Origin of the sequence: Dactylosporangium sp. McL0621, from assembly GCF_049995355.1 — a bacterium.
GTDB lineage: Bacteria > Actinomycetota > Actinomycetes > Mycobacteriales > Micromonosporaceae > Dactylosporangium.
Genome location: NZ_CP188259.1, coordinates 9,047,809 through 9,074,544 on the forward strand (window position 1 = coordinate 9,047,809; position 26,736 = coordinate 9,074,544).

Annotated in this window: 25 protein-coding genes, 1 tRNA gene and 2 pseudogenes; 9 read left to right on the top strand and 19 right to left on the bottom strand. The window is 69.2% G+C overall.

All coding sequences use genetic code 11. The features are described from left to right. Nucleotides 1-16: 16 nt before the first annotated feature. The 4 genes from ACPPVO_RS42920 to ACPPVO_RS42935 all read right to left on the bottom strand — a co-directional run bounded on the left by ACPPVO_RS42920 (nucleotide 17) and on the right by ACPPVO_RS42935 (nucleotide 3,845). Nucleotides 17-166 carry a hypothetical protein gene (locus tag ACPPVO_RS42920; RefSeq protein WP_426504300.1) on the bottom strand — a complete coding sequence of 50 codons (150 nt, stop codon included), beginning with the start codon at nucleotides 164-166 and terminating at the stop codon, nucleotides 17-19. A gap of 725 nt (nucleotides 167-891) precedes the next feature. After that, nucleotides 892-1,581: a hypothetical protein gene (locus ACPPVO_RS42925; RefSeq protein ID WP_426504301.1), complete on the bottom strand. Its 690-nt coding sequence runs from the start codon at nucleotides 1,579-1,581 to the stop codon at nucleotides 892-894. Nucleotides 1,582-1,612: 31 nt separating this feature from the next. Then, complete coding sequence (locus tag ACPPVO_RS42930; RefSeq protein ID WP_426504302.1) at nucleotides 1,613-2,914, bottom strand: M20/M25/M40 family metallo-hydrolase; 1,302 nt, start codon at nucleotides 2,912-2,914, stop codon at nucleotides 1,613-1,615. 85 nt (nucleotides 2,915-2,999) lie between these two features. Further along, nucleotides 3,000-3,845: an SGNH/GDSL hydrolase family protein gene (locus ACPPVO_RS42935; RefSeq protein ID WP_426504303.1), complete on the bottom strand. Its 846-nt coding sequence runs from the start codon at nucleotides 3,843-3,845 to the stop codon at nucleotides 3,000-3,002. Nucleotides 3,846-3,936: 91 nt separating this feature from the next. Here ACPPVO_RS42935 and ACPPVO_RS42940 point away from each other — a divergent pair, with 91 nt between their 5' ends. Both ACPPVO_RS42940 and ACPPVO_RS42945 read left to right on the top strand, forming a co-directional pair. Next, nucleotides 3,937-4,521, top strand: coding sequence for a hemerythrin domain-containing protein (locus tag ACPPVO_RS42940; protein ID WP_426504304.1), 585 nt, complete (start codon nucleotides 3,937-3,939; stop codon nucleotides 4,519-4,521). Nucleotides 4,522-4,704: 183 nt separating this feature from the next. Beyond that, nucleotides 4,705-4,789 (top strand) — tRNA-Leu (locus tag ACPPVO_RS42945). Here the strand turns inward: ACPPVO_RS42945 and ACPPVO_RS42950 are convergent. Next, a complete protein-coding gene (locus tag ACPPVO_RS42950; RefSeq protein ID WP_426504305.1) occupies nucleotides 4,754-5,419 on the bottom strand; it encodes a zinc ribbon domain-containing protein in 666 nt (221 codons plus the stop codon). The genes ACPPVO_RS42945 and ACPPVO_RS42950 overlap by 36 nt on opposite strands. A 227-nt stretch (nucleotides 5,420-5,646) precedes the next feature. On the opposite strand from ACPPVO_RS42950, the gene ACPPVO_RS42955 reads away from it, so the two are divergent. Next, nucleotides 5,647-6,159, top strand: coding sequence for a hypothetical protein (locus ACPPVO_RS42955; protein ID WP_426504306.1), 513 nt, complete (start codon nucleotides 5,647-5,649; stop codon nucleotides 6,157-6,159). A gap of 439 nt (nucleotides 6,160-6,598) precedes the next feature. On the opposite strand, the gene ACPPVO_RS42960 is transcribed toward ACPPVO_RS42955, so the two are convergent. From ACPPVO_RS42960 to ACPPVO_RS42985, 6 genes and pseudogenes are all read right to left on the bottom strand, one after another. Continuing rightward, the gene (locus ACPPVO_RS42960) at nucleotides 6,599-6,760 is read right to left on the bottom strand and encodes a hypothetical protein (protein WP_426504307.1); all 162 of its coding nucleotides are present in this window, start codon (nucleotides 6,758-6,760) and stop codon (nucleotides 6,599-6,601) included. A gap of 618 nt (nucleotides 6,761-7,378) precedes the next feature. Further along, nucleotides 7,379-7,642: pseudogene (locus ACPPVO_RS42965) on the bottom strand (ATP-binding protein); the annotation flags it as partial. Nucleotides 7,643-7,734: 92 nt separating this feature from the next. After that, nucleotides 7,735-8,211 (bottom strand): DUF4279 domain-containing protein, encoded by a 477-nt coding sequence (locus ACPPVO_RS42970; RefSeq protein WP_426504308.1) that lies wholly within the window; start codon nucleotides 8,209-8,211, stop codon nucleotides 7,735-7,737. A gap of 71 nt (nucleotides 8,212-8,282) precedes the next feature. Further along, nucleotides 8,283-9,272 carry a tyrosine-type recombinase/integrase gene (locus ACPPVO_RS42975; RefSeq protein ID WP_426504309.1) on the bottom strand — a complete coding sequence of 330 codons (990 nt, stop codon included), beginning with the start codon at nucleotides 9,270-9,272 and terminating at the stop codon, nucleotides 8,283-8,285. Further along, nucleotides 9,269-10,198, bottom strand: a complete 930-nt coding sequence (locus ACPPVO_RS42980; RefSeq protein ID WP_426504310.1) for a tyrosine-type recombinase/integrase — start codon at nucleotides 10,196-10,198, stop codon at nucleotides 9,269-9,271. The genes ACPPVO_RS42975 and ACPPVO_RS42980 overlap by 4 nt, the downstream gene beginning before the upstream one ends. Beyond that, nucleotides 10,195-11,400 carry a tyrosine-type recombinase/integrase gene (locus tag ACPPVO_RS42985; protein ID WP_426504311.1) on the bottom strand — a complete coding sequence of 402 codons (1,206 nt, stop codon included), beginning with the start codon at nucleotides 11,398-11,400 and terminating at the stop codon, nucleotides 10,195-10,197. The genes ACPPVO_RS42980 and ACPPVO_RS42985 overlap by 4 nt, the downstream gene beginning before the upstream one ends. 162 nt (nucleotides 11,401-11,562) lie before the next feature. Between ACPPVO_RS42985 and ACPPVO_RS42990 the strand changes: the two are divergent. Next, a pseudogene (locus ACPPVO_RS42990) lies at nucleotides 11,563-11,832 on the top strand (ATP-binding protein); the annotation flags it as partial. A gap of 41 nt (nucleotides 11,833-11,873) precedes the next feature. Here ACPPVO_RS42990 and ACPPVO_RS42995 read toward each other — a convergent pair. Beyond that, on the bottom strand, nucleotides 11,874-12,071 hold the full coding sequence (locus tag ACPPVO_RS42995) for a hypothetical protein (protein WP_426504312.1): 198 nt from the start codon (nucleotides 12,069-12,071) through the stop codon (nucleotides 11,874-11,876). Between the two features lie 77 nt (nucleotides 12,072-12,148). Between ACPPVO_RS42995 and ACPPVO_RS43000 the strand changes: the two genes are divergently transcribed. Further along, nucleotides 12,149-12,736, top strand: a complete 588-nt coding sequence (locus tag ACPPVO_RS43000; protein ID WP_426504313.1) for a DUF6262 family protein — start codon at nucleotides 12,149-12,151, stop codon at nucleotides 12,734-12,736. Nucleotides 12,737-12,762: 26 nt separating this feature from the next. Here ACPPVO_RS43000 and ACPPVO_RS43005 read toward each other — a convergent pair whose 3' ends face one another. From ACPPVO_RS43005 to ACPPVO_RS43035, 7 genes are all read right to left on the bottom strand, one after another. Next, nucleotides 12,763-13,473 carry a creatininase family protein gene (locus ACPPVO_RS43005; RefSeq protein WP_426504314.1) on the bottom strand — a complete coding sequence of 237 codons (711 nt, stop codon included), beginning with the start codon at nucleotides 13,471-13,473 and terminating at the stop codon, nucleotides 12,763-12,765. Between the two features lie 433 nt (nucleotides 13,474-13,906). Next, entirely contained in the window at nucleotides 13,907-14,230 is a 324-nt protein-coding gene (locus ACPPVO_RS43010) for a cupin domain-containing protein (protein WP_426504315.1), read from the bottom strand. Nucleotides 14,231-14,256: 26 nt separating this feature from the next. Continuing rightward, nucleotides 14,257-15,984 carry a molybdopterin-dependent oxidoreductase gene (locus tag ACPPVO_RS43015; protein ID WP_426504316.1) on the bottom strand — a complete coding sequence of 576 codons (1,728 nt, stop codon included), beginning with the start codon at nucleotides 15,982-15,984 and terminating at the stop codon, nucleotides 14,257-14,259. Between the two features lie 458 nt (nucleotides 15,985-16,442). Next, on the bottom strand, nucleotides 16,443-17,387 hold the full coding sequence (locus ACPPVO_RS43020) for a SigB/SigF/SigG family RNA polymerase sigma factor (protein ID WP_426504317.1): 945 nt from the start codon (nucleotides 17,385-17,387) through the stop codon (nucleotides 16,443-16,445). A gap of 186 nt (nucleotides 17,388-17,573) precedes the next feature. Next, nucleotides 17,574-20,417, bottom strand: a complete 2,844-nt coding sequence (locus ACPPVO_RS43025; RefSeq protein ID WP_426504318.1) for a cation-translocating P-type ATPase — start codon at nucleotides 20,415-20,417, stop codon at nucleotides 17,574-17,576. 37 nt (nucleotides 20,418-20,454) lie between these two features. Further along, on the bottom strand, nucleotides 20,455-20,649 hold the full coding sequence (locus tag ACPPVO_RS43030) for a universal stress protein (RefSeq protein ID WP_426504319.1): 195 nt from the start codon (nucleotides 20,647-20,649) through the stop codon (nucleotides 20,455-20,457). 110 nt (nucleotides 20,650-20,759) lie between these two features. After that, nucleotides 20,760-21,275, bottom strand: a complete 516-nt coding sequence (locus ACPPVO_RS43035; RefSeq protein ID WP_426514799.1) for a hypothetical protein — start codon at nucleotides 21,273-21,275, stop codon at nucleotides 20,760-20,762. Nucleotides 21,276-22,186: 911 nt separating this feature from the next. Between ACPPVO_RS43035 and ACPPVO_RS43040 the strand changes: the two genes are divergently transcribed. The 4 genes from ACPPVO_RS43040 to ACPPVO_RS43055 all read left to right on the top strand — a co-directional run bounded on the left by ACPPVO_RS43040 (nucleotide 22,187) and on the right by ACPPVO_RS43055 (nucleotide 26,589). Further along, the gene (locus tag ACPPVO_RS43040) at nucleotides 22,187-22,624 is read left to right on the top strand and encodes a LapA family protein (RefSeq protein WP_426514800.1); all 438 of its coding nucleotides are present in this window, start codon (nucleotides 22,187-22,189) and stop codon (nucleotides 22,622-22,624) included. 83 nt (nucleotides 22,625-22,707) lie between these two features. Further along, entirely contained in the window at nucleotides 22,708-25,068 is a 2,361-nt protein-coding gene (locus ACPPVO_RS43045) for a phosphoketolase family protein (protein WP_426504320.1), read from the top strand. A gap of 11 nt (nucleotides 25,069-25,079) precedes the next feature. Continuing rightward, complete coding sequence (locus ACPPVO_RS43050; protein WP_426504321.1) at nucleotides 25,080-26,081, top strand: Acg family FMN-binding oxidoreductase; 1,002 nt, start codon at nucleotides 25,080-25,082, stop codon at nucleotides 26,079-26,081. A 13-nt stretch (nucleotides 26,082-26,094) separates the two neighbouring features. Continuing rightward, nucleotides 26,095-26,589, top strand: a complete 495-nt coding sequence (locus ACPPVO_RS43055; protein WP_426504322.1) for a DUF1003 domain-containing protein — start codon at nucleotides 26,095-26,097, stop codon at nucleotides 26,587-26,589. Nucleotides 26,590-26,736: the final 147 nt, after the last annotated feature.

The window sequence follows — 26,736 nt, forward strand, 5'->3', positions numbered from 1 at the left end:
TTCGAGTACCCGCAGCTCACACCGGCACACCCACCAGGCCCGGGATGGCGGAGGCGAACCGGTTGCCCGGGTCGTACCAGCGGTCGAGATTCACGCCGAAGGACACGCGGGTGCACTCGTCCTCCACCGGGCCGGCCGCGATCCCGATCAGATCGGCCTCGAACATCCCCGCCGCGACCGTGCATCACGCTCCGCGCCGGGCCCGCGTTCGCGACGCTCCCGTCCGCGAGCACCACCTCGGCGCCGGGCAGGCTGCCCGCGCCGAGCCCGCACCGCCCGTACCCGCCGCCGGCGGTGAACCCGACCATCCCGACCGCATGCTCCACACCGGCCACGGCCGCAAACGCGAACGGCGCCGCGGCGGCAAGCACATCCCCGGCCCGTGGCCCCCTGCACCCGTCGCCGTCCCGGCCCCGACGTCGACGTTCACGCCCCGCAGGCCGGTGAGGTCGACGACGAGCCCACCCTCGACCAACGCCCGCCCCAGTCGTGCCCACCGCCCCAGTCGTGCCCACCGCCCCAGTCGTGCCCACCGCCCCCGGACGGACAGCGGCAGCCCGGCCTCCCCGGCGACCCGAACGGCGAGCGCCACCTCCTCCGTGTCCCGGCACCGGGCGATCACGGCCGGCCGCTTGGCGTCGGCCGCGTTCCAGACCGGCCGGGCCGGGGCGTATCCGTCGTCGCCCGGCACGAGGAGCCGCTCTCCGAACCGCGGTCGCAGCGCCCCGACGGCACCCTCGCCGCCTCCTCGGACACGCGGGTCAGGTGCCGCAACCGCACCCGTCCGATCACTCTCCGCGCGATTGCAAACACGACCCGTCACGACTGCACCGCGAGACACGAAGGCCCCGCGGTGCACGGGGCACCGCGGGGCCTTCGGACGTCGATGCGCTACTCGGCCGGGGTCTTCTCCGAGGGCTCCTCGTCCTCTTCCTCGGTGAGGTCCTCCTCGAGGTCGGCGAACGCGTGCTCGTCGAGCCGGTCGACCACGCGGTCGCCCGCGGCCAGGGCGAACGGGCCGACGCCGTCGTTGTCCTCGTACGTCTCCGGGTCGAGCGGGGTCTCGACCTCGGCGACGATGACCACCCCGTCGAGGGACTCGAGCTCCGGAATGTCCAGCGCGCCCAGCGAGCCGTCGCCGGCCTGCATGAGCTCCAGGACGGCCTCGCCCACGGTCTCCACCGCGGCGCCGTCGCCGTCGCCCGGGTTGGCGCGGCGGGCCGCCTCGGCCACGGCCAGCAGGGCGCCGACGCTCGGGATGCGGTAGTCACGGCGCTGGCGGACCGAGATCACCCGCGGGTGCGGGTCCTCGGCCTCGGCGCCGTCCACGATGCCGACGCCGAACTGCCGGTCGGCCTCCTCCGGGTCGATCGCCTCGACGTCCCACGGGGTGACCTCGCCGAACTCGTCGAGCAGCAGCTCGTCATAGCTGTTCGAGGCGTTGTTGAGCTCCACGTAGGCGCGCCACACCTCGTCGTCGTCGGCCCGCCCGTTGGCGGCCTTGACCGCGGCGAGATGCTCGCGCGCCGCCGCGACCACCCGCTCCAGCGCGGCGTCAAGCTCCGCGTGCCGGTCGGTCATGATGGGATCCCCCTGAGAAAAAGATGAAAGTTTAGGACTGCTGCAGGAACCGGTCGAGCACTCGCACGCCGAACTGTAGTCCCTCGACGGGTACGCGCTCGTCAATGCCGTGGAACAACGCGCCGAAGTTCAGGTCCGCGGGCAGGCGCACCGGCGAGAAGCCGAAGCAGCGAATGCCCAGCTTGGCGAACTGCTTGGCGTCGGTACCCCCGCTGAGCATGTACGGCACCGCGATCGCCCCCGGGTCCTCCGCCCGCAGCGCCGAGGACATCGCCGCGACCAGCGGCCCGTCGAACGTGGTCTCCAGCGCCGGCTGGCGGTGGATGTACTCCAGCTCGATGTCGGGCCCGACGATGCGCCGCAGCTCGTCCTCGAACAGCTCCGACTGCCCGGGCAGCGTGCGGCAGTCGATCGTGGCCGAGGCCCGGCCGGGGATGACGTTGTCCTTGTACCCCGCGGCGAGGCGGGTCGGGTTCGCCGTGTTGCGCAGCGTCGCGCCGATGATCATCGCGATCGGCCCGATCTTGCCGACGGCCTGCTCGGGGTCGTCGAGGTCGAGCTCGATGCCCAGGATCTGCGAGACCTGCTCCAGGAACGCGCGGACGGTCGGGGTGAGCACGACCGGGAAGCGGTGCGTGCCGACCCGGGCGACGGCCTCGGCGAGGGCCGTGACCGCGTTGTCGTCGTTGATCATCGAGCCGTGGCCGGGCCGGCCCTTGGCGTGCAGGCGGAGCCAGTCGATGCCCTTCTGGGCGGTCTCGATGAGGTACAGCCGCTGGTCCCCGCCGACGCTGACCGAGAACCCGCCGACCTCGCCGATCGCCTCGGTGACGCCCTCGAAATGCCCGGCGTGGTGGTCGACCAGGTACTGCGCGCCGTAGGTGCTCCCGGCCTCCTCGTCGGCGACGAACGCCAGCACGACATCGCGGGGCGGTTTGCGGCCTTCGCGCTTCATCTGCCGGACCAACGCCAGCACCATCGCGTCGAAGTCCTTCATGTCGACGGCGCCCCGCCCCCACAGGTAGCCGTCCTTGATCTCGCCGCCGAACGGGTCGACCGTCCACTCCGAGGCGTCGGCCGGCACCACGTCGAGGTGGCCGTGGATCAGCAGGGCGTCGCGCGACGGGTCCTCGCCCTCGAAACGCGCCACGACGCTGGCCCGGCCCGGCTCGCTCTCGAAGATCTCGGACTGGAGGCCGACCTCGGCGAGTTTCTCCGCAACGTACTCGGCGGCGACCCGTTCCCCGACGCTCGTGGCGAGGTCGCCGGTGTTGGTGGTGTCGATGCGCAGCAGGTCGCGGCAGATTTCGATGACCTCGTCGGTGGCGTCCATGAGGAAGTCTTATCAGGCCGCTGTGACATTTCTTCGAGTGGTCCGGCGACGACTACACAGTGTCGCCGCCGGATCACCCTGAGATTCACCAGCCGTAGCCGGCCGCGTAGCTGAGCGAGGCGAGCACCGCCTGTCCCGACGTGTTGGGATGGAAGTAATCCCAGGTCGAGACCTGGGAAAGGGTGAACTGGTAGCCGAAGACGGCCCCGCCGTCGTACTTGCAGTTCGCGCCATAAGCTGCGCAGGCGGCGGCGAGCTGCGCGTTGAAGTCGACCACGCGCTGGCGCACCCGGTCCCGCCGGGCGCTGTCGGCGGCCGAGGTCGAGGCGGGGTTGGCCAGCATCGACTGGCAGACGCCGAAGAGCGACCAGACGGTACGCGCCGAGGAGCTGGCGCTGCCGACCTGCCACAGGCGCTTGATGTCGGGGATGCTGATGAGCAGGACCTTCGCGTTCGACAGCCCGCTCTTGAGGGTGCCCAGCGCCGAGTCGAGGGACGCGCGGAACGCCGTCACACTCGTCATCGACGACTCCGAGCTGGTACAGGCGTCGTTGGCGCCGATCAGGATGGTGACGTACGCCGCGCCCTGACTCACCGCGGTGGCGGCCTGCCCGGGCATGTCGGCGACCTTCGCACCGGACTTCGCGTCGTTGAGGTTGTGGCCGTTGATCGCTGGGTTGACGGCCTTGATGCGCAGGTAGTGGCTGTTGACGGCGGAGTCGGTGCCGGTACTGAAGGATCGGCTCGGGCAGTCGACGTACCACCCGCAGGCATTGAAGCCCCGGCTGATCGAGTCGCCCATCGAGGCGATGGAGCCGGGCGGCGGGCCCGGGGCCGCGGCGGCCGGGGCGGCGGTGCCCAGCTGCGCGGCGGTGATCACGGCGGCGGTGAGGGCGGCGAGGGTGGCGGACCCCCGCCAGGTCAGTGACATGGCGGCCCCTTCTATTGAAATGTGTGCATGCGATGGTACTGGCGGGTAACCTGCCGTTTCAAGGCTCAGCCGCCCGGGTAACCGCCAGCCCGTGAGCGGACTCCCCCTGCCGCCCCTCCCGGGCGCGCCCGACGAGCACGACGCCACCGGCCGCAGCATGATCGACCTGTTGGACGAGGAGCACGAGCAACTCGACCGCCTCTGCACGCGGGCCGCGACGGAGCCGGCCGCGTCCGACGTGCTCGTGGCCACCCTGGCCCGGCACCTGTCGGCTGAGGAGCAATATTTGCTGCCTGCGGTTTCGGCGGTACTCCCGGAAGGCCCCGACATCGCCACCCGCGAACTGGCCGCCGACGCGGAGCTCCTGGTGGCTCTCCGCCGCCTGCACACGAACGCGGACCGCGCCGCCCTGCGCACCGTCACCGAACACGTGCGCTCGCACAACCACCGCACCGCCGCCGAGCTGTTCCCGGCCCTGCGCTCGCGGTGCACCCCGAACGAGCTGGTACGCCTGGGCAACCGCGTCGAGATCGCCCGCTCGGCCGCCCCGACCCGCCCCCACCCAGGGACGCCGTCCACACCCCCGCTGAACAAGCTCGTGGACCCGGCCCTGGGCGTGATGGACAAAGTGCGCGACGCCCTGACCCGCCGTACCACCTGGGAAGAAGATCTTTGAAAACTGAGGTTTATCGATCACGACCCTGGGGGTAACCCGGGACAAGACGCGGGGCGACCGGCTCCCCCTCCGGCCGCCCCCGCGCGTCGACCCCCCGATTCGTCAAGATCGCCGGTGACCGTGTAATGTGTCGCGTGGCCGTTGGCACGGGGTCGAGAGACGCCGAGTACAATGGTTCAGCCGGTCGAAGTGGCGGAATGGCAGACGCGCTAGCTTGAGGTGCTAGTGCCCTTTATCGGGCGTGGGGGTTCAAGTCCCCCCTTCGACACGTATCATTGCCCCACGGTGGGCGTCCGACATTGGTCTGGACGCCCACTGTTTGCGTTTCTGGGTCATAGGTGAGCCGCATCCCGAACTGTCGGTACACCTCGGCTTTGTCGGCTGGGTCGGCGCGGCGGAGGATGGCGATCGCGTCCGCCAGCCCGGTGACGAGGTCGGAGATCTCGTCGTGACTCATCCGACGTCGGCGCGTCCCGGTGGCCGGCTCCGCGGCGGCCATCAGGGCTTCGGCGTTGGTCCGCTCCTGTTCGACTTGGGCGATCCAGGTGGTGACCACGGTGGGGTCGGCGCCGGCCTCGAGGGCGGCTCGGTACCGCTGGAGTTTGGTGTCGCATTCGGCGATGGTCAGATTTGCGGCCTCGCGGGTCGGGTCGGGTCCGGTCGACCCGGTGGCTGTTTGGGTGAGCATCTCGATGGTGTGGTCGCGTTGTGCTGGGTCGAAGAGGTGGGCCAGCCAGGCGTCTACGGGTTCGACGAGGACGTCCTCGCGGAGGTAGACGTTGCGGGGGTGGTCGATCTTGTTGGCCAGGGCGTATTCCTGCGGGTAGCGGCATCGGTAGTAGGCGACGCCGTTGGAATACTGGCCCTGCATGCGGCGTTGGCAGACGCCGCGGAACACGTATGGGTGACGGGTGCGGTGTTGGCGGTGGGCGGTGCCTTTGGCAGTGCGGCGGCGGGTGAGCAGTTCCTGGGCGCAGCGGCGACCAGCCAGGCCTCCCTGAGGGGTTCACCCTGCCGACCGGCACGCCCGCCGCTGTCGTCACCGCGATCGGCTGGGCAGTTCGGCTGCTGTACCTGACCGGGCGACTGACGGTGGAGGCGACGTCGTTCGCGGGGACGCTGGGGGTGGGCATCCGGCTGGCGCCGCGACGGGATCCGGAGTCCAAGGGCGTTCGGCTCGAAGACCACCGTTTCCCGGTGCGCCGGATCGAAGGTGCGGCCAGACAGGACCTCCAGTTCGTGGCCGACACGGGCGAGGACTTCCCTCAGCGCTCGCGGTCAGGGTTACCGCCCATCCGCCGAGCAGTCTCCTCAACAAGACTCTCGGACCAATGTCCCATCCGGGCAGTATACAAGGGCGTGAAGAACCACAAGGCTAGTCGAGATCGGGCAGAGATGGACAAGTCGGAACAAACGGACACTCAGGCCACCGACAATAGGTCCGACCTGACGTCCCGCTTCAAACTGATCTTCTCCACGGTGACTGCATTGACGGTCCTAGCATTGATCTTGAGCGTCCTGCTAGCAGCGCTCGGGGGCGACTCCGAGCAGGTGACGGCTGCGGCTGAAGCATGTTCCACGACGTACAAGATGGGCTTCGGCGCCATCGTAGGGCTCATTGGAGGCAGGGTGGCGTGATATGACGGCGGCCCGCAGCCACACACGCGGGCGGTCGGCGACGCCAGGCTGCTCCAGTAGCCATGGGTCCGGTCGCCCGTCGAGCTGATCTAGCATGACCAATCGATGCTCGACGGAACCGAAAAGCGGTTGAGTACCGGCTATCCCAGGCGGACCATCTCGCACCTATCGCTGCCGCTCTTTGGATCGCCGGCCAACTCCGGGCAAGCCAGCCTGGTCGGAGTACCAGAAGATATGCATGGAGATTTGGGAGTGCTTGAGCAGCGAGGTTTCGCCGCTGAGGCAACGATGCTTCGCGACGGATCCGAGGACCGGGCGAGCGTGCCTCGCGATCGGCCTGGGCATCAAGGCCGCGCAGGCCGGCAACTCCGTGCTGTTCGACACCGCCAGGTTCGCGGATCTTTTCGGCCCAGACCCGGAGGCTGCGACGGCTCCGAGATCATGAAGCCGATGGGCGGCTACGCGCCTCGATGAAGGGCAGCTCCGACAGGAGCTGCGACCCGCGTTCGACGTTGATGCGGACGAGGGCGGCGATGTCGCCGCCTCCAATGAAGGGCAGCCCCGACGGAAGCTGCGACGAAGCAACCTGCTTCACCGTCATGCCGACGTCCAAGCCTCAATGAAGGCAGCTCCGACGGGAGTTGCGACCAAGCCCAAGCACGTCCAGCCGCACGAGTCGACATTCCGCTGCCCCAATGAAGGCAACTCCAAGGGAAATGCGACCTGAAGATGGAGTCGTCCTCGACCTCCATTTGCATGCCTCAATGAAGGGCAGCCCCGGCGGGGGCTGCGACCGGACACGTTGAAGTCTGGGAAGACGGTGCCGTACCAGCCTCGATGAAGGGCAACTCCGATAGGAGCTGCGACGGGGGCTACCACCGGGGTGGCCTGGATGTGGTGGCAGCCTCGATGAAGGGCAGGCTCCGAGAGGAGCTGCGACCCGGTCCGAGCGCTGGCAGCACGGTATCCCCGACGCGCCTCAATGAAGGGGGCTTCGATGGGAGCTGCGACACAACGCCGGCGTCCCAGCCTCGAGTGGGCTGCCCACCTCAATCAAGGGCGGCTTCGAGGGGCCCTGTGACCAAACGCATCCAGCCGTGCGACGTCGACATTCCGCTGCCTCAATGAATGCAACTCCAAGGGAGCTGTTGTCAACGGCGGATTAGAACTGACCCCTCCTGGACGGTTTGGGATTGACCCCCCGTCGGGTCGGCTTGGTCTATTTGTCCCGGTGCTTGGCGAGGAGTTCGCAGCGGGCGCGGGTGCGGAACGAGTCGCCGGCGAGGGTGAGGACTTCGGCGTGGTGGACGAGCCGGTCGATCATCGCGGCGGCGACGACTTCGTCGCCGAAGACCTCGCCCCAGCGGCCGAACGGCAGGTTCGACGTGACCAGGATCGAGGCTTGTTCATATCGGGATGCGACCAGCTGGAAGAACAGGTTCGCAGCGTCGGTGTCGAACGGGATGTATCCGACCTCATCAACCTATGACGACATCGCCATAGGTTGATCTATGCCGAGACCGCGACTATGCCGCGGGTTTCCATGAGTTGGTTGGCCCGATGGCGGTTTGATGCTCAGTCCTCGGCATAGTCCGGTGTCATGTCGTACTCGTCGACGTCCAAGACCGCTCCGGTGGCCTGGAGGAAGCCGAGGACCTCACGGCCGAGATGCCAACCGAAGAGGTTCGGGGTCTCAATGGCGGCATCGCTGTGATCGTGCTGCTCGGCCTCCTGGTCGTTGAAGTAGCGCACGACTTCCAGGACGGCGCCGGATCCCTCGTCCTCGGTGTCCAAGCGGCTTGCCAGTGCGGCGATCGTCGCCGTGTGTGGCGCGAGTCGTTCGATGATGCGGGCTATCTGCTCGTCAACGCGTAGCCCTGGTTCGCGGCATACGATCTTCCAGCAGTGACGGACCGGGATGGCCTTGGGCTTGGTGCGGCGGCTGCCGCGGACGGTGGTTTCGTCGGGTTCGAGCCCGAGGACGGCTGCCATCTCGCTCGCCGGGATGCTGCGGCTGAACAGCGCGAAGTAGGCGTACTGGTTGACCTGCACCGGTGAAGGATAGGAGTCGCTCTGGTCCGCGGGTGCGGCATTTCGACCAGGCTTGGAGTGCCCGGTCGCGGTTATAGGCGGTCGAGGAAGGCGAGGGTCTTGTCGGTGGGTCGGTAGCGGCCGGGCCGTGCGGTGATGGGTGTGGTTAGGGCCAGGGCTTTCTCTTTGGTGGTCATGTCGGCGTGGACGTAGGCGTCGGTGGAGCGGACGTTGGCGTGGCCGAGCCAGAGTGCGATGACGGTGGTGTCGACGCCGGCCTGCAGCAGTGACATCGCGCAGCTGTGGCGCAGGACGTGTGGATGGATGTCCTTGTCGCGTAGCGATGGGCAACTCGTCGCGGCGGTTTTGGTGTGGGTGTTCAGGCGTTGCGCGACGGCGTCGCGGCTGAGGCGGCGGCCGGTGCGGGTGGGAAACAACGGGTCGGTGGGGCGTCCGGCGCGTTCGGTCAGCCAGGATTGCAGTAGGGCGTGGACCGGGCCGCCGATGGGGACGATGCGCTGTTTGCGTCCTTTGCCTTCGCAGCGGACGGCTGCGCCGGCGCCCAGGCTGACGTCGGCGCAGTTGAGGCTGGTGAGTTCGGAGACGCGCAGCCCGGTTTGGATGGCCAGGGCCAGCATCGCCTTGTCCCGCCGTCCTTCCCACCGTTTCGGGTCGGGTGCCGCGAGCAGGGCGTCGACCTCGGCGTCGGTCAGGAAGGTGATGATCCGCTTGTCGAACCGCTTGGGCGGGATGTCCAGGACACGCTGGATGAGCAGAGCGTGCTCAGGGTGTTGGAGCGCCGCGTAGGAGAACAGCGACCGGATCGCGGTCAGGCGAACGTTGCGGGTTCTGGTGCTGTTGCCGCGTTCGTCCTCCAGATGGTTCAGGAACGCCGACACGGTGTCCGCGTCCAGGTCGGTCCAGTCCAGATCGGCGGGAGCGGTGCGGGTGCGCTGCTGGACGAAGATGAGCAGCAGGCGCAGGGCGTCGCGGTAGGCGGCGATAGTGCGCGGGCTGGCCTGGCGCTGCCGGGCGAGCCGGTCGGTGAAGAACGCCTGGAGTGTGGCCGCGATCAACGTCATGAGTGGGCCGCCTTCCCGATGCCTTCCCGGCGGGCCGCGGCCAGCGCGAGCAGTTCGGGCGCCGCGGACAAGTACCAGTAGGTGTGGGCCGGTTCGCGGTGTCCCAGATAGGTCGACAGCGACGGGATCTTGGCCTGGACGTTGTCCTCGGTGCGATACCAGTGCAGCAGGGTCCGGACGGCAAAGCTGTGCCTCAAGTCGTGCAGCCGTGGCGGATGCGATGCGCCGGCCCCGATGCCGGCGGCGGCGACCAGCTGCCGGAACGTGGAGCTGACGACGGCATAGATCACCCGCCGGCTGGTCCGGGAGATGAAGAACGCGGGGTCGATGGGTCGTGGAGTCGTCTCGCGGCGCAACACGTCGTACTCACGAAGCACGCGCATGACGCTGTCGTGCAGCGGGACCAGCCGGGACTTGCCGAACTTGGATTCGCGGACCAGTAACACGCCTTGCGCCCAGTCGATGTCGTCGCCGTCCAGGCTGAGCGCCTCGCCGATGCGCAGTCCGGAGGCGGCTAACAGGCCGAGCAGGGTGCGGTAGGTCGCCGCCCGAAACGGCGGCCCGATCGCCTCGGCCGCCGCGAGCAGCGCGGCGATGTCGGCGTCGGAGTAAAGGAACGGCGGACGCCAGCGCAGCCGGTAGGGCACCAGGCCCATCGGGGGGATCTCGGTATCCGCGTCGATGCCGCTCAGATAGCGGGCAAAGCCACGGACCGCGGTGACCCGTCGCGGGCTGACAGTCGTGACCACTTCGTCCTCGCGCCGGCGAACCCAGGCCAGCGCGGCCTGGATCGTCACCGTCGACTGACCGCGCTCGTCCATGAACGCGACGAAGTCCGGCAGCAGCCAGGCCGCCTCGGCCATCTGGTGTCCCAGAGAACGGCGAAGGCGCAGATAGTCCTCGAGACGCTCGCGTAGCCCGGTCATGCTGCGGCCCCGGGCCAAGGTTGGGCGACCTGCCGCAGCGCGGCGAGGTCGACTTTCGCATAGAGCGCGGTCGTGGCCAGGTCCTGGTGCCGCAGCACCTGACCGATCGCGGTCAGCCCGGCGCCGTGACGCAGCATCTGCTCGGCCAGGGCATGCCGCAGCCGATGCGGCCCCACCCGGGCCAGCCCTGCCCGAAGACAGGCCCGCTTGACGACGTCGCTGACCAGATCCGCCCGGATCGGTGCGCGGGGAGCTCGACCGGTCAGGAACAGATGGCGATCGTCGAGCCGGGGTCGGGCGCCGGACAGGTAGGCGACTACGGCCTCGCCGACCTCGACCGGCAGCGGAAGCTGGTCCTCACGCCGCCCCTTGCTCCGGATGACGACCTCACCACTGCGCCAGTCGACATCGTCGAGCAGCAACCGGGCCACTTCGATCGAGCGCAGCCCCAGCCGCGCGACCAGCATCAGGATCGCGTAGTCGCGTACCTCGACCGCGCTGTCGTGTGGGCAACGATCCAGCAACAGTTGAACGTCGGACGCCGCCATCATCGGCGGCAGCGAGGCCAGCCGCCAGCCACCGACCGGAGGCACCGCCGCCCCCAGCCGCATCGAGATGGCACCCCTCAGGTGAAGGAACCGCATCAGGGACCGAAGCTCGGCCACCCGGCCCTTCGCGGAACCCGACGAGACCCGCCCGCACTCACGCAGCAGAAACACGTTCAGATCCGCGCCGGTCAACCGCTCCGGCGTGACCCGGCCTCCGGTCAACGCCTGCTCGGTAAGGAACCGGCGGGCCGTGTTCTCATAACGCACCATTGTGGACGCCGAGAGACCGCGCTCTTGGCGCATCCAGCGGCGATACCGACCCAACAAGACATCCAGCGGCGTCACCGCGGCCTGCGCCTCGGGCACTACGCCCACCTCGCGCAGAAACGTCAACAGCGGTAACCAGCCCCTCGCCCCGGCCAGCCGTCGACGACAGGCCCGTTGCCGCTGGTCCACCAGGAACGCAGTCAGCCGATCCTCGCTCAGATCGCCGACATCAAGCCCCTCCCGGCGCAGCCACAGCCCGACCAGACCGAGATCCTTGAGCATGTTCCTGACCGTCAGGGGCGTATAGCCACGCTGCGCCAGCCATTCCCGATAGCCCTCGACCTGCCCGGCCAGAGCGCCGGCCTTCCTGCGCGGAGTCCCCACCATCGTCACCCCTCTCGCGGAGAGCGCGTGCTCCCCTCCGATCAAGGCTGTTCCCAGTCATAGAACTATGCCGATGCCATCACGCCCTCTTTCACCCAATCGAGGGACATCCTTCGGCATAGTCGCGGTCTCGGCATAGATCAACCTATGACGACATCGCCATAGGTTGATGAAGTCGGCTACATCCCCTTCGACCACGACGCCGCGAACCTGTTCTTCCAACTCATCGCATCCCGCTACGAACAAGGCTCCGTCATGGTCACCTCAAACCTGCCCTTCGGACGCTGGGGCGAGACCTTCTCCGACGACGTCGTCGCCGCAGCCATGATCGACCGCCTCGTCCACCACGCCGAAGTCCTCACCCTCACCGGCGACTCCTACCGCACCCGCCAACGCCGCGAACTCCTCAAAGACAACCGCGCCAACCACAACTGACCAACCCGGGGAGGGGTCAAAATTCCCGAACCCAAAAGGGGTCAAAATTCAAAAATCGGCGACAGCAATGGAGGCTGCTGGCCGAAGGCGCCGCCGACGACGCGACCGCCACCTACCTGCACCAGCACTTCGAACCCACCGCCCGGGCCATCGACGGCCTGGAGAAGGCCCTCGCGGGCCTCGGCCTGCTCCAGGACGCCCTCACACTCGATCTCCGCAAGCCGCAGGACTACTTCCACCGTGTGTGGGCCATGGCCTTTCGCGCCAACGACCTGGCCGCTGCCGGCGAAGACACCGACGATGGACAGGAGGCCGAGTGAGCGCCGCTGCCTCGTCAGGTAGTCGCACGGTCGCGGCGGTCGCCGCACGGCGAGCGCGCGGCCAAGCCGCGGTACAGCGGGTTCGGGACACCCTCGCCGTCCTGCGGCGGGAGAACGCCCGCGTCACTGTCGCTGCGGTCGCTCGACGCGCCAACGTTTCGCGGACCTTCATCTACGACAATCCGCGGGCTCGGGCCGCGGTTGCTGACGCGCTGGCCGACGCTGACCAGCAACACGCGCAGCTTCGCGGTGCGCCCGACGCCGCCCAGCAGTCCGTGTGGCGGGAACGAGCGCTCAACGCCGAAGACGCGCTCACCAGCGCCCACACCGAGATCATCCGTCAACGGACCCGCATTGGTGAACTCCTCGGCCAGATCCGCGACCTGCAAGCCGAGTGGGACGAGGAGAGCATCGCGCGGATCACCATCGAGAACACCAGTCTCAAGCAGCGGGTCCGGCAGTTGACCGCCGACAATCGGACCTTTGAGGAACGACTCGCCGCGGCCCGGTCGACCCTGCGCTTCCAGGACCGGCGTCTCGCCGACCTCGAAAGCCGGATCGCTGAGGCAGCCACGCCGCCGTGACGGGGGCGACGCATCGACGACGGCTTTCACGGATCCAGCAGGTGATGTACGCGGGCGAACGACCGGGACAGGCTGTCCAACACTGCCGCGCCTTTCTCCGCGCTGCCCAACGACGGCCGCCCGATGATTCCGGAAGCCGTGTACTCGTGCATCCCCACCGTGAGCAGATCAGGCCGGTCGTTCGCGACATGGTCGGCGGTCTGGTATCCCTCCCGCAGTAGGTGCGGCGCCCCGTGCAGCAGCAGGGAGACCTCAAGCTCACCGCCGTGCATGTCCTCGTGGGAGGTGGTCTCACAGCCCGCGTCGACCCGGGCGGTGTTCCAGTCCTCCGTGGCAGGGAACAGCGCCATCCGCGGCCGGACGGTCGTGGACTGCTGAACAGCGTTGCGAAGACAATAGTTCCCGCCGTGGCCGTTGACGATCACCAAATTCTCCACACCCGACGCTCGCAGGGACTCGTCAACGTCCTCGATCACCGCGAGCAATGTGCGGGCACTGATACTCACCGTCCCAGCGAACCCGGCGTGCTCGTGCGAACACGAGATCGTGATCGGCGGCAGCAACAACAACGGATAGTCCTCAGCGACACGCCCGGCAACCAGACACGCGACAACCGTGTCCGTGATCAGGGGCAGGAACTCGCCGTGCTGCTCGAAGCTGCCCACCGGCAACACCGCGGTCCGGGCAGCACGGACACGCTCGTCAGCCGACGTGGCAATCGGCAGCAGAAATGTCACCCGGCTAGCGTGCCACGAGCGAAGCTGGTTGCGGCCCGAGCCGCACGGCCCGCCTGTGGCAGCCGCCGGCCACGTGTCGCTGACCGCGATGGCGTGGCAGTCGCCTGACCGGACGTGTAGCCGCTGATTCCTGCCGATCCGGTCGGTGCGGCAACGCTCAGGCAGCCGGCCGCGGAGCCACGGGAATGGCGGACGCCGGGACAGAACAGCACCATACGTCCCTCGGCGACGGGCCGCCCGATGCCGGGCGGCCGGTGCAGCGCTCACCACCGTCGGCTACGCACCCGCCGAAGGCGCAGATCCAGGTTCGTGGCCACGGGAACGTCGGTCGGACTGCTCGGCGCGCGACGCGCGACGATGTAGTCGCTGCAGGCTCGGGGCCCCTGTTCGCCGTGGCATGCCGGATTCCCGCGGGTGTGTGGTGCAGTTCGGTTCATGCGTGTTTGGCCACGGTGAGCAGCACCGTGGCGTCTTCGAGGGCTTCGAGGCTGTGCCGGGCGTCGGGGACGATCAGCAGGTCTCCGGCGATGCCGTCCCACGTGGTGTCACCTGTTGCGAGACGGACCCGTCCGTGCAGGACGTGGACGGTGGCCTCGCCGGGATTTTCGTGTTCGTTGAGGGTCTGGCCGGCGGCAAGCGCGATGACGGTCTGGCGGAGTTGGTGCTCGTGGCCGCCGTAGACGGTGGTACTGCTGCGACCGTTGGCGGCGGCGTGTGCGAGTTCGAGCTGCTGACATGCCAGGGAGGTCAAAGACATTTTCTGCATGCTGGTGTCCGTTCAGGTCAGATGGACTGGCGGTAGCCGAAGAATTCGTGGTCCTGGTTGTAGCCGCCGTGGCCGCTGCCGATCTCGGCGTAGTGGGCGACGAACTCCACACCTTTGACCCACTTGACCTGCTTGAAACCGAGCTGGACCTCGTTGCGCAGCCGGAGCGGGGCGCCGTGGCCGAACGGGAGCGGCTCGTCGTTCATGTCATAGGCCAGCATCGTCAGGTGGTAGCGCAGCTGCTCGATCGGGTGCACGTCGTAGTAGACGCCGCCGTCCGATCCGTCGCCGAGGGAGTAGAAGACCACCCACTTGGCCTCCGGCAGCGGGTCGACCAGGTCCATGAGGGTCTGCATCGACACGCCGCCCCACTTGGCGATGCCCGACCAGCCCTGGATGCAGAAGTGCTGGGTGATCTGCTCATGGCGTTCCAGTGCTCGCAGCTGCGCCAGATCAAGCTCGACGGGGTACTTGACCAGGCCGTTGATCCGCAGCCGGTAGCCGGCGAAGTCACCGGCGCGCAGCGTCGCGTACTCGACGGAGTCGGGGTACCTGCCGTTGTGCCAGAAGTACGGGGAGATGTCCTTCTCGGTGTACTGGCCCGGGGTGGCGTCGACGTGTTCGAACAGCCGCTGGACCGGGCCGATGAGCGCGGCGCAGACCTGCTGCACCGGACGAGGGTGGCGCAGGGTCAGCGGGGTCGCGGCGACCCAGCCCACGATCACGATCACCATGGAGATGGCGAAGATCAAGAATCCGGCCCAGCCGGTACCGTCACGGCCGGTGTAGATGTGGTTGAGGTTGCGCAGCGCGCCGGTGGTCGCGACCAGCGCGATGTGCATGACGATGAAGACCAGGAACCAGATCAGCACCAGGAAGTGCAGCGACCGGGCCGTCTGGATGCTCAGGACGGTGCTGATCCGCTTGAACCGGGTCGACAAGGCCGGTGACATGCCCAGCCCGGTGACCACCGCGAGGGGCGCGGCGACGAACACGGTGCTGCCGTACGCGAACTGTTGCAGGCTGTTGTAGGCCGTCCAGCCGTTCTCCGTCGGCCAGTCCAACGACAGGTACTGGATCAGCACCGACAGGGCATGCGGGAACGCAGCCCAACTCGTCGGCACGAGCCGCTGCCACTGCCCGGTGGCGAACAGCAGGATGTAGAACAGCAGCCCATTGGCCAGCCACAGGGTGTTCACACCGAGATGCCACCAGCGGGCCAGCCCGATCGAGTGCCGCAGGCCCGGCAGCCCGACCTGGCCGGGCAGGCTGATCGAGTCCTGCTTCGCGGTCCACAGCGGGTCGGCGGGGACCGGCTGCTGGATGCGAAACCAGTCCCGGCCCGGGGTGCTGTGCCGGGTCCAGTACAGGCGCGGGTGATCGGAGAGGATCTGCAGCCCGGACCGCATGATGAACAGCAGCAGGAACAGGTTGAGGAAGTGCTGCACACCGACCCACAGCGGGGTACCGGTGACCGGCGCCCGACCGGTCGGCCGGATCGTGCCGGGGTACCGGGTGATGAATTGCTGCACCGCCGGCATTCCGCGCAGGCCCTTCGCGGCGGCGACCGCCACGAGGAGGACGACGAACCCGATCGGCAGCAGCCACAGCAGGTTGAACCAGCGGCTGCGCCCGATCCGTAGCCGCGGCGCGATGCCGTGCGCGACCGGGACCGAACCGGACCAGGTGGCGGGGTCGATGACCTCCTCGCCGCGGGTCAGCTGCGTCCGGAAACTGTCCGTCACTCTCGCGCCCGCTGCGGGCGGGTGCACCGATGCCGGCGATGCGTCCACGGGGCGGTCCGCGATGGCTGCCGAAGGGCCGTTCGGCGCGCTGCTGCCGCCTTCACCGGGCGGGTCGTCCGGCCGGCGCTCGGCGTTGCTGTCGTGGCCGCCGCCTGCGGTTCGGATGTCGTGGCTGTGCTCCGGGACTGCGGAGGCAGTCGCTGACTCGCTCATGGTCTGCCGCCAAGCGGTAGGGTGCCGGGTGCGCCAACGGGATGCTGGGTTCGCCACCGGGGTCTTGAGCGACATGGCCGACTCTACGCCGCTACGCCCGCCCGGGCTCGGCGCGTCACCAGACGGTCGACACGGTGTGGCTCGCGGGCACGGTCAGCCGGCGCCCCGGACGGACTCCCGCCCGGGGCACCACCTGCCCCCACCCCCGGCAACGACTCGATGAAGCTGCACGGCCGGCCGAGCGCTCAACAACCACTCGCGGGACCTGAACCAATGACCTGGCACATGGCGTCCGCCCGGCGCGGGGCGCTGTCGACGTCGTCGCGCATGCCGTCGCGCAGCTGAGCCAGGGCACGGACCAGCAGCCGCGAGACCTGCATCTGGGACACCCCGATCCGCGTGGCGATCTGCTGCTGGGTCAGGTCGACGACGAACCGCAGTGCGATGACTCGCCGCTGCCGTACCGACAACCCGGCAAGCCCCAGCCGCAACGTCTCACGCCGCTCTACCGCCTCGATCCCGACGTCCGGACCACCCAGCCTGTCGATCAGCCCCGAAACCTCGCCATCCGGCCCTGGCTGCCCGAAGGACCGCGGCCGATACGCGTCCGCGCACCGCCGGGCTTCTCGTATCTCCTCACGGCTGACACCCAACCGGGCGGCCAGCTCCGCTGTCGTGGGCGACCGGTGCAGTGCCTGCTCCAGCTCCTCGACCGCCACGACGAGTTGCGGGCCGAGTTCCTGTAACCGGCGCGGCACCCGTACCGTCCACGCCGCGTCGCGAAAGTACCGCTTGATCTCCCCGACAATGGTCGGGATCGCGTAGCTGGCGAACGATACCCCCCGGGTCGGGTCGTACCGGTCCACCGCCTTGATCAACCCGATCGCGGCGACCTGCGCCAGGTCCGCGACGGGCTCACCACGACCACCGAACCTGCGGGCCAGGTACACCGACATCGGCAGATACCATTCGATCGCCCCGGCACGGACCGCGACCCTGCCCGCATCGCCCGGTGGGATCTCGTACAGCCGGGCCAACAACACATCGGGGTATGCCCCGCTCGTGACCGGCACCTGGACGTCCGATGTGGACAAGGTCGCCGCCGCACGCGGACGCGGCGTCCAGCGTCGCGGAAGGTCCCCTAACGGCGTCGCCGGATCCATGCGCCGCAACGTGGTGGCAGTGGTCATCGTGACACCCGCCGGGGCACGACCGGCCTGACAGTTGACGATCAACGAAGGCATAGTTCCGGTCATGTTGACCTCTCAGGTGGCCGGCGAGTCCGTAGCACCTACAGGACTCCGCCACCAGGGACCGGAGCAGCACGATCAGCATATGCCCTACCGACCCGGATCACACCGATCCGCCGTCCTCGATCAAATTACTTTCTCCGGACCGGCCGCCAGGTCGGGATGATCTCGCTGAGCCCGGTCCCCGCGAAAGGGCCGGCCACGGCGCCGGCGGGCCCAGCGGACCAGTTCGTCCACGCCCCACACGATGATGGGGAACGGGGCGATGATCGCCAGTTGCGCGGGGCTGAGCGGGGCGGTGCCGAAGACGCCCTGCAGCGGTGGGGTGTAGATGACCGCGGCGGTGAAGAGCAGCTCGAACGCGATCCCCCAGAGCAGGAACCGGTTGGCGAACACGCCGATCGTGAACAGCGAGGCGCGGTCGGTACGAGCGGCGAACGCGGTGCCGATCTGGCAGGCGACGATTCCCGCGAACGTGATCGTGGTGGCCTGCAGGTAGGCGTGGTGCAGTGGCGTCCCGGCGCCGGTCGGGTCGCCGGGGTGCCAGCCGGCCCGCCACAGCGTGAAGAGGTAGCCGCCCATGACCAGTACAGCGGACACTCCGCCGAGCAGCAGCCAGGCGCGGACCAACAGGGTCCGGTCGATGACGCCCGCGGCACGGGGGCGCGGTGGGCGGTCCATCAGACCAGGTTCAGCGGGTTCACGGCCGAGGGCGAGGGCGGGCAGCGTCTCGGTGCCCAGGTCGATGGCGAGGATCTGCAGCACGGTCAAGGGCAACGGGATCGCACCGCCGGACAGGGCGAAGATCAGGAACGGGACGACCTCGGGGACGGCGTGGGCGAAGATGTACAGCACGAACTTGCGGACGTTGTCGAAGACCCGGCGCCCGGCGTCGACAGCGGTGACGATGGTGGCGAAGTTGTCGTCGGTGAGGACCATGGTGGCGGCTTCGCGGGCGACGTCGGTGCCGGAGCGGCCCATGGCCACGCCGATGTCGGCGTGGCGCAATGCCGGGGCGTCGTTGACGCCGTCGCCGGTCATCGCCACCGTCTCGCCCTGGGCGCGCAGCGCCTCGCAGATGCGCAGCTTCGCCTCCGGGGACACGCGCGCGAAGACGATCTCATCGGTGCCGGCGAGGATCGTGTCGAGGTCGGTGTCGCTGAGCCGGTCGAGTTCGTCGCCGGCGACGATCCGCCGGCCCTGGTGGCCGAGGCCGACCTGCCGGGCGATCTCCGCGGCGGTGGGCCCGTAGTCGCCGGTGATGACGTGGATGCGGATGCCGGCCCGGTGCGCGGCGACGACCGCGGCGGCGACCCCCGCACGGGGCGGGTCGACCATCGCGACCAGCCCGAGCAGGGTGAGCCCGGACTCGGCCTGCTGCCGATCGATAGGGACGGGCTGGTCGTGGTTCAAGGCGCGGGTCGCGACGGCGAGGACCCGCAGACCACGGGCGGCGTACCGGTCCAGGGTGCGCTGCAGCTCCAGGCGGATGCCGTCGTCCAGCGGCTGGGGGCGCCCCTGCCGGTCCAGCACCTGGCCGCAGCAGGGCAGCACGGTCTCCAGGGCGCCTTTGGTGCGGATGACCAGTGTCCCGGCATCCTCGTCCACGGTCGACATGCGTTTGAGGTGGGCGTCGAAGTGGAAGACGGCGCGGCGGGCGGTGTCACGACCGGATGGCGTGACGGCGACGTTCAGTTCCGCGGCGAGACGCAGCAACGCGAGTTCGGTCGGGTCACCGGATCCGGCGGGTTGCGTCCCGGTCGGCGCCTGCGCGGTGGTGCACGCCGCCGCCGCGGCGGCGAGCGTCCTGGCCCCGCTGTCGTCGACCGCAGCGGTGGTCGTGGTGTCGTACTCCGCGCCGGGCAGCCACAGCTGGGTGACCTGCATCCGGTTCTCGGTGAGGGTGCCGGTCTTGTCGGTGCAGATCACCGTCGTCGAGCCGAGCGTCTCGACCGCGGAGAGCCGCTTGACCACCGCACCGCGGCGGGCGAGGTCCCGCACGCCGGCGGCGAGCGCCAGGGTGATGGTCGGCAGCAGACCCTCTGGCACGTTGGCCACGATCAGACCGATGGAGAAGCTGATCGCCGCGGCCCAGCCCAGCCCGGCCAACAACCCGACGGGCAGGAACAGCACTCCGACGACAACCGCGACGAGCGCGATGATCCAGGTCGCGCGTCGCACCTGCCGTTCAAGGGGGCTGCGTTCGGTGGACGTCCGCTGGGACAGGGCGGCGATGCGACCGAGTTCGGTGTGCATGCCGGTGCGGGTGACCACGGTGCTCGCCTCACCACCAGTGCAGGTAGTCCCGCTGAACACCAGATCGGTGGCCTCCAGCAGCGAGGTGCCCGCATCGGCGGGCCCGGCCGATCTGGTGGCCGGCAGCGACTCGCCGGTCAAGGCGGACAGGTCCAGCACGAGCGAACCGTCGATGATCCTCGCGTCGGCGCAGACCCGGTCACCCTCGGCGATGATCAAGATGTCGCCGGGAACCAGATCCCGGGCGGCGATCTCGGTCCGGACGCCGTCGCGGAGCACCCGGGTGGTCGCCGGGAGGAACGCGGCAAGGGCTTCGACCGCGCGTTCGGCCTGCATCTCCTGGACGAACGCGAACCCGGCGTTGAGCAGGATGACGGCGACGACCGCGACGGCGAGGGCCGGGGAACTGCCGAACCAGGCCAGGACCGCCGCGAGCGCGAGCAGGATCGCGAGGGGCTGGGTGAACTGGCCGAGCAGTTCCCGGGGCCAGCGCCGAGCGGTGCGGCGGGACAACGTGTTCGGACCGTAGACGACCTGCCGCCGCGCGGCCTCCCGTACCGACAGCCCGGACCGTGACGTGCGCAGGTCCCGGAACAGATCGACGAGCGGCCGGCGTTCATCGGCTGTTTCACCGTTGTCGGCCATACCCTCCGGGCCGGGCTGATCGACGTCGACCCGGGGTGCGGCGTCCACGACATGAGGGGATACGACCATGCGGTGCTCCTCGCTGGCTGCCGGACGACGGCTGCGGCTACTGCTCGGACGGGGCGGGGTTCTGCGGCACGACAACGACGGGCCACGGTGCGCGCTGGACGCAGCGCTGGCTGATCGATCCGAGCAGGATCCCGGCGAACGTGCCGTGCCCACGGCCGCCGAGGACCGGCGTCCGCGCGCCGCCGGCCGCCTCCAGCAGGACCTGGGCCTGCGTTTCGCGGTGATCGTTCATAGCGACCTTCCCGAGGTTGTTGCCCCGACCCCGCCAGGGTCCTGCCGCCGAAGCGGTCGAACCTGACGAGATCGGCCGACGTACGCAACTCCAGCCGAGGGACAGTGCGGCTACCGCAGCCACGGGGCGCGTCGCACCAGCGGCAAGGAGGCCCAGATACGGCCCAGTCCGAGAGTGTTCCCCGCGCCGAGCAGTGCCAGGACGATCAGGACAGCGGCGTAGACGAGATGGTCGTCCATGAACGGGTTGCTGGCCGGGGGTAGCACCGCAGTCCACATCATGACGGTGAGCAGCGCGCCGGCGCCGGCGGCGAGCCGCATGCCGACGCCGAGGATCAGCGCGACGCCGACACCGAAGAGCGCGGCCATGAACAGCACGTCGGTGACACCGGCCCCGGCGATGGAGTGGTAGAACCCGGCGAACGGGCCCTTCGCCGCGGAGCCGAGGAAGCCCTTGGTGGGGCTGCCGCCATTGAGCCACGACTTCGCCGCTGCGGTCTCGTGGCCGAGTCCGAAGGTCTTGTCCAGGAACGCCCACAGGAAGATCCAGCCGAGCGCCAGCCGGATTCCGGCCAACATGTACCGGGTGGCGGTCGCCGAACGTGTGCTTGTCTGGGCCGCCGCCATCGATGCGGACGTATCACGGGCGCCGGGGTTGGCGGTCCGGGTTGCACCGCCGTGGTCGGCGGGCCGGTATCCGGTGACCTCCCGCTCCGGCACGAGCGGATTGGTGGTGGTGCCGATGGCGTTGCGGGATGCGGTGCTGTGTCCGTTGGCGATGTCAACCATCGCGCTCACGTTCCTTCGCATTGCTTGTGGATCGTGTCCCGCAGCACGAGTGCTCACGGGCGGAATGTGGGGTCGCCTCGGTCGGACCGAGGCACATCGAGCGGGACCGGGGACCATGGCATACCAGGACGGCGAGGGTGGCCGATGCGGGCCGCCATGTTCCGGCGGACTCGACCGCTGCTGATCACCTGCAGGCCCGGCCAGCACGCGACTGAAAGACAGGATGCAGCAGGTCGGGACGTCGAAGTCCGCAAGGGAGACGGCAATGCTCGACGGCCACCGGGGACCGGAGCGACACCATCACCCTACGCCTCATCGCTGCGCAAAGCGTCGCGAGCAGCCGGCCAACCGTCTCATGCGCCACGGCGCACCGCACTGTCCGGTGCAACCCCCGGACATCAACGACAACTGATCCATGCTCATCGGTGGCCTAGCGGGTCGGTGCGTCCTACCTCGCGTCCGGGACCGGCGAATGAGCCCGTTCGGGTGACGAGAGCGTAGGATCGGCATTGTCGCTCAGGACCCCGGTGGCCGATCCGCAACGTCACTGACGGACGCACCCACTGTCGAGGTCCGATGCAAGACGGTTCCCACACCAGACGCCGCCGTTCCCGCCACGGCAACGTCGACACGTGATGCCTTCGCCTCGCCGGCAAGGTCCCGGCTGGCCGTGTCTCGGCAGGCACACCGGGCCGGTGGCACCGCCGGCTGGAGCACCCGCAGTACTGATCTGGAAGGCGGCGGTCGTGATGACCGCACCGCAGCACCCGCAGGACATTCCTCAGCCGACCAACGGATACGACAGCCGCGCCGACCTGACCGCATCGACGCCGCGCCGCACGAGAACCCCACATTCGCGAGTGGGTGAGGTGTGGGTGGCCGCCGTGCTCTTCGCTCTGATCCTGCTCTTATTGTTGATCTTCCTGTTGCAGAACGGTCAACCCGCCAAGGTGTCGTTCTTCGGCGCGCACGGACAACTGCCGATGGGGGTGGCGCTGTTGCTCGCGGCAGTCTTCGGCATCCTGCTCGTGGCGTTGCCGGGCACCGCGCGCATCGTGCAGCTGCGGCTGCTCAGCCGGCGCCACACCGTCCCCGGGCCCAGCCCCGCGCCGCAGTCCCCAGCCGGGGAGCCGTCCGGGCAGCCGACCCACGAGTCGTCCGAGGAACCGGTCAACCGGTTTCGATGACCAGTGGCCGCAGGCCCGACGACGGCCACGGCAATGCGGCATAACCGCGATGCACATCCGCGTACATCGAGAGAGGATCATCTGTGCATGTGGTTGACGCACAACCCTTGGGCGCCGCAGAGGCGAATCGGATTGACGCCTACTGGCGGGCCGCGAACTACCTCTCCGTCGGACAGATCTATCTCATGGGCAACCCCCTGCTGCGCGAACCGCTCCTGCCGGAGCAGGTCAAGCCGCGCCTGCTCGGGCATTGGGGCACCACTCCGGGCCTCAATCTGCTCTACGCCCACCTGTCGCGGATCGTCGCGGCCCGCGGCCAGGACCTGATCTATGTCACCGGTCCGGGGCACGGCGGTCCCGGGCTGGTCGCGAACGCCTGGTTGGAGGGCACCTACTCCGAGACGTATCCGCGGATCTCCGCGGACGAGACCGGCATGGGGCGGCTGTTCACCCAGTTCTCGTTCCCCGGCGGTATCCCCAGCCACGTCGCGCCGGAGACCCCCGGCTCGATCCACGAGGGCGGCGAGCTCGGCTACTCCCTGTCGCACGCCTACGGCGCCGCGCTGGACAACCCGGGCCTGGTCGTCGCCTGCGTGATCGGCGACGGCGAGGCCGAGACCGGGCCCCTCGCGGCGTCGTGGCATTCGAACAAGTTCCTCGACCCGGTCGGTGACGGTGCGGTCCTGCCGATCCTGCACCTCAACGGGTACAAGATCGCCAACCCGACGGTACTGGCCCGCATCGGCGACGACGAACTCTCGGCGCTGCTGACCGGCTACGGACACAAGCCGTACCTCGTGCAGGGCGACGATCCGACCGAAGTCCACCAACTGCTCGCCGCGACCATGGACGTGGTCTTCGACGAGATCGCCGCCATCCAGTACGCCGCCCGGCTCGGCGGGAACACCGACCGCCCGCGGTGGCCGATGATCGTGCTGCGGACGCCGAAGGGCTGGACCGGCCCGAAGGAAGTCGACGGCCTCCCGGTCGAGGGCACCTGGCGCGCCCACCAGGTGCCGCTGTCCGCCGCCCGCGACGACGCCGGGCACCTGGCTCTGCTGGAGCGGTGGATGCGGTCGTACCGGCCGGAGGAGCTCTTCGACAGCAACGGCGCTCCGGCCGTGTCCATTGTGGACTGGCTGCCCCGCGGCGAGCTACGGATGTCCGCGAACCCGCACACCAACGGCGGCCGGTCCCCGCATGAGCTGGAACTGCCCGACTTCCGCGGCTACGGCGTCAAGGCCGGCGAAACGGCCGAAGCGACCCGGGTGCTGGGCGGCTGGCTCCGCGACGTGATGACCGCCAACGACGCGCACCGCAACTTCCGTGTCGTCGGACCGGACGAGACCGAATCCAACCGGCTCGGCGCCGTCCTGCACGTCACCGACAAGGCGTGGCAGGCCACGATCGCACCCGCGGATCAACACCTGGGTCCGCACGGCCGGGTGATGGAGATCCTGTCCGAGCACACCTGCCAGGGCTGGCTGGAGGGCTACCTGCTGACCGGGCGGCACGGACTGTTCTCCTGCTACGAGGCGTTCGTGCACATCGTCGACTCGATGGTCAACCAGCACGCCAAGTGGCTGCGGACGATCCGGCACCTGGACTGGCGCAAACCGGTCCCGTCGCTGAACTACCTACTCACCTCACACGTGTGGCGCCAAGACCACAACGGCGCCTCGCACCAGGACCCCGGCTTCATCGACCACGTCATGAACAAGAAGGCCGAGGTGGTCCGGGTGTACCTCCCGCCGGACGCCAACACGCTGCTGTCCGTGGCCGATCACTGCCTGCGCAGCCGCAACTACGTCAACGTCATCGTCGCCGGGAAGCAACCCGCCCCGACCTGGCTGGACATGGACGACGCCGCCCTGCACTGCGCCCGCGGCCTCGGCATCTGGGACTGGGCCGGCAACGACGACGGCGACCCCGACGTAGTACTCGCCGCCGCCGGCGACGTGCCCACGTGCGAGATCCTCGCCGCCACCGACCTGCTGCGCCGGCACCTGCCCGACCTGAAGGTCCGGGTCGTCAACGTCGTCGACCTGATGCGGCTGCAGCCCGTCGCCGAACACCCGCACGGGCTGCCCGACGCCGAGTTCGACACCATCTTCACCACCGACCGGCCGGTCATCTTCGCCTACCACGGCTACCCGTGGCTCATCCACCGCCTCACCTACCGCCGCACCGGACACCCCAACCTCCACGTGCGCGGCTTCAAGGAGAACGGCACCACCACCACACCGTTCGACATGCTCGTGCTCAACGACATGGACCGCTTCCACCTCGTCATCGACGTCATCGACCGCACCCCCGGCCTCGCCCGCCGCGCCGCCGTCCTGCGCCAGCAGATGGTCGACAAACGCGCCGAGCACCGCGCCTACGTCCGCACCACCGGGGAAGACCTGCCGGAGATCCGCGACTGGACCTGGCCGAGCACATGAGGAGCCCCGTCATGTCGAACGACGCCCTGACCCACCCGACCGGCGCCCAGGCCGCTACCCACGCACTGCTCGAGGCGGCCACCACTGCCAGATACGCACCATCGATCCACAACACCCAACCCTGGCGGTGGCGGCTCATCGGCAACGTCCTCGACCTGCACCTCGAACGCCACCGCGTCCTGACCGTGACCGACCCGGACGCCCGGCTCGCGACACTGAGCTGCGGCGCAGCCCTGCACCACGCCCGCATGGCACTGGCAGCGCAGGGCTGGCGCGCCACCGTGGTCCGGCAGCCAGACGTGACCGACGCCAACCACCTCGCGCAGCTGCACATCGAAGGCCGCGCACCCGCCGACCAGCCGTCCGCCCTGCACCTGCGGACCATCCCTCTACGCCACACCGACCGGCGTCCCGTCACCGGCGAGCCGGTCGGACCCCAGCAGTTGCAGGCCATCACCGCCGCCATCGAGGCCGAGAACACCTGGCTGCACACCCTGCGCCCGGACCAGGTCCTGCAACTGGCCAGCGCAGCCGACCACGCCCAGCGCACCGAGGCCCAGGAGTTCGCCTGGCGGGACGAGCTCGCCTACTGGACCGGCGGCACCCGGGCCGCCGGCACCGGCATCCCCGACGCCGCCATCCCCGACCGGGCCACCCGCACCACCGTGCCCGGCCGCGACTTCGGCCACCACGGCGACCTGCCGATCAGCGCCGCACACGACAAGGCAGCCGTCTTCGCCCTGCTCCACGGCCACACCGACGAGCCCCGCGACTGGCTCCGCGCCGGGGAGGCCCTGTCAGCAGGGTGGCTCACCGCCGTCGAACACGGCGTGTCCGTCTTGCCGCACAGCGCCCCGATCGAGGTCATCAGCACCCGCCAGGCCATGCGGGCCATCCTCGCCAGCACCGGCTACCCCTACCTGATGCTGCGCCTCGGCACGATCGACCCGGCCGACGCCGGACCGCCGCACGCCCCACGCCTACCCGCCGACCAGATCATCGAACAGTCGTAGCCCACCAGACGCCATGCCTGCGACAACCTCTGCACCACCGCACCCCGCCGTCCCGGCGAACGGCGAACACGGCGGGCGGCGCCGCTCCCTGCATCCGGCCAACCGGTACCGCCACGACCACCGCACCGCCGGACAGCGCCTCGCCGACGCCGTCACCGGCGTGTTCGGCTCCTGGCGGTTCATCATCGTGCAGACCGCCATCGTCATCGCCTGGATCGCCACGAACATCGTCGCCGTCGCGCTGCGCTGGGATCCGTACCCGTTCATCCTGCTCAACCTGCTGTTCTCCACCCAGGCTGCCTACGCCGCGCCGCTGATCCTGCTCAGCCAGAACCGCCAGGCCGACACCGACCGGGTCAAGGCCGAACACGACTACCAGGTCAACCAGCTCGCCCTGCAGTACCTCATCGCCTGGCACCGCAGCACCCACGGCGACGACTGCCACTGCGTCCAGGACACCGCACCCGTCGTCGAAGACATGCTCGCCACGCTCGCCCACAAACTGTGACCCCCTCTCCTCCCCGGATCAGCACCTACGAGGAGACAACGTGACCAGCGACCTCGCACCGCCGAAAGCACTGCACCCCGGACTGTCGTCACGGGAGGCCACGACCCGGCTGGCCCGCGACGGCGGCAACATCCTGCCCCAGCGGCC

Coding starts and splice junctions, on each gene's coding strand:
- ACPPVO_RS42920 (WP_426504300.1), bottom strand. CDS start 166: ATGTTCGAGGCCGATCTGATCGGGATCGCGGCCGGCCCGGTGGAGGAC.
- ACPPVO_RS42925 (WP_426504301.1), bottom strand. CDS start 1,581: ATGACCGACCGGCACGCGGAGCTTGACGCCGCGCTGGAGCGGGTGGTC.
- ACPPVO_RS42930 (WP_426504302.1), bottom strand. CDS start 2,914: ATGGACGCCACCGACGAGGTCATCGAAATCTGCCGCGACCTGCTGCGC.
- ACPPVO_RS42935 (WP_426504303.1), bottom strand. CDS start 3,845: ATGTCACTGACCTGGCGGGGGTCCGCCACCCTCGCCGCCCTCACCGCC.
- ACPPVO_RS42960 (WP_426504307.1), bottom strand. CDS start 6,760: ATGACGGTGAAGCAGGTTGCTTCGTCGCAGCTTCCGTCGGGGCTGCCC.
- ACPPVO_RS42975 (WP_426504309.1), bottom strand. CDS start 9,272: ATGACGTTGATCGCGGCCACACTCCAGGCGTTCTTCACCGACCGGCTC.
- ACPPVO_RS42980 (WP_426504310.1), bottom strand. CDS start 10,198: ATGACCGGGCTACGCGAGCGTCTCGAGGACTATCTGCGCCTTCGCCGT.
- ACPPVO_RS42985 (WP_426504311.1), bottom strand. CDS start 11,400: ATGGTGGGGACTCCGCGCAGGAAGGCCGGCGCTCTGGCCGGGCAGGTC.
- ACPPVO_RS43010 (WP_426504315.1), bottom strand. CDS start 14,230: ATGTCTTTGACCTCCCTGGCATGTCAGCAGCTCGAACTCGCACACGCC.
- ACPPVO_RS43020 (WP_426504317.1), bottom strand. CDS start 17,387: ATGACCACTGCCACCACGTTGCGGCGCATGGATCCGGCGACGCCGTTA.
- ACPPVO_RS43025 (WP_426504318.1), bottom strand. CDS start 20,417: ATGGTCGTATCCCCTCATGTCGTGGACGCCGCACCCCGGGTCGACGTC.
- ACPPVO_RS43030 (WP_426504319.1), bottom strand. CDS start 20,649: ATGAACGATCACCGCGAAACGCAGGCCCAGGTCCTGCTGGAGGCGGCC.
- ACPPVO_RS43035 (WP_426514799.1), bottom strand. CDS start 21,275: ATGGCGGCGGCCCAGACAAGCACACGTTCGGCGACCGCCACCCGGTAC.
- ACPPVO_RS43040 (WP_426514800.1), top strand. CDS start 22,187: ATGACCGCACCGCAGCACCCGCAGGACATTCCTCAGCCGACCAACGGA.
- ACPPVO_RS43050 (WP_426504321.1), top strand. CDS start 25,080: ATGTCGAACGACGCCCTGACCCACCCGACCGGCGCCCAGGCCGCTACC.
- ACPPVO_RS43055 (WP_426504322.1), top strand. CDS start 26,095: ATGCCTGCGACAACCTCTGCACCACCGCACCCCGCCGTCCCGGCGAAC.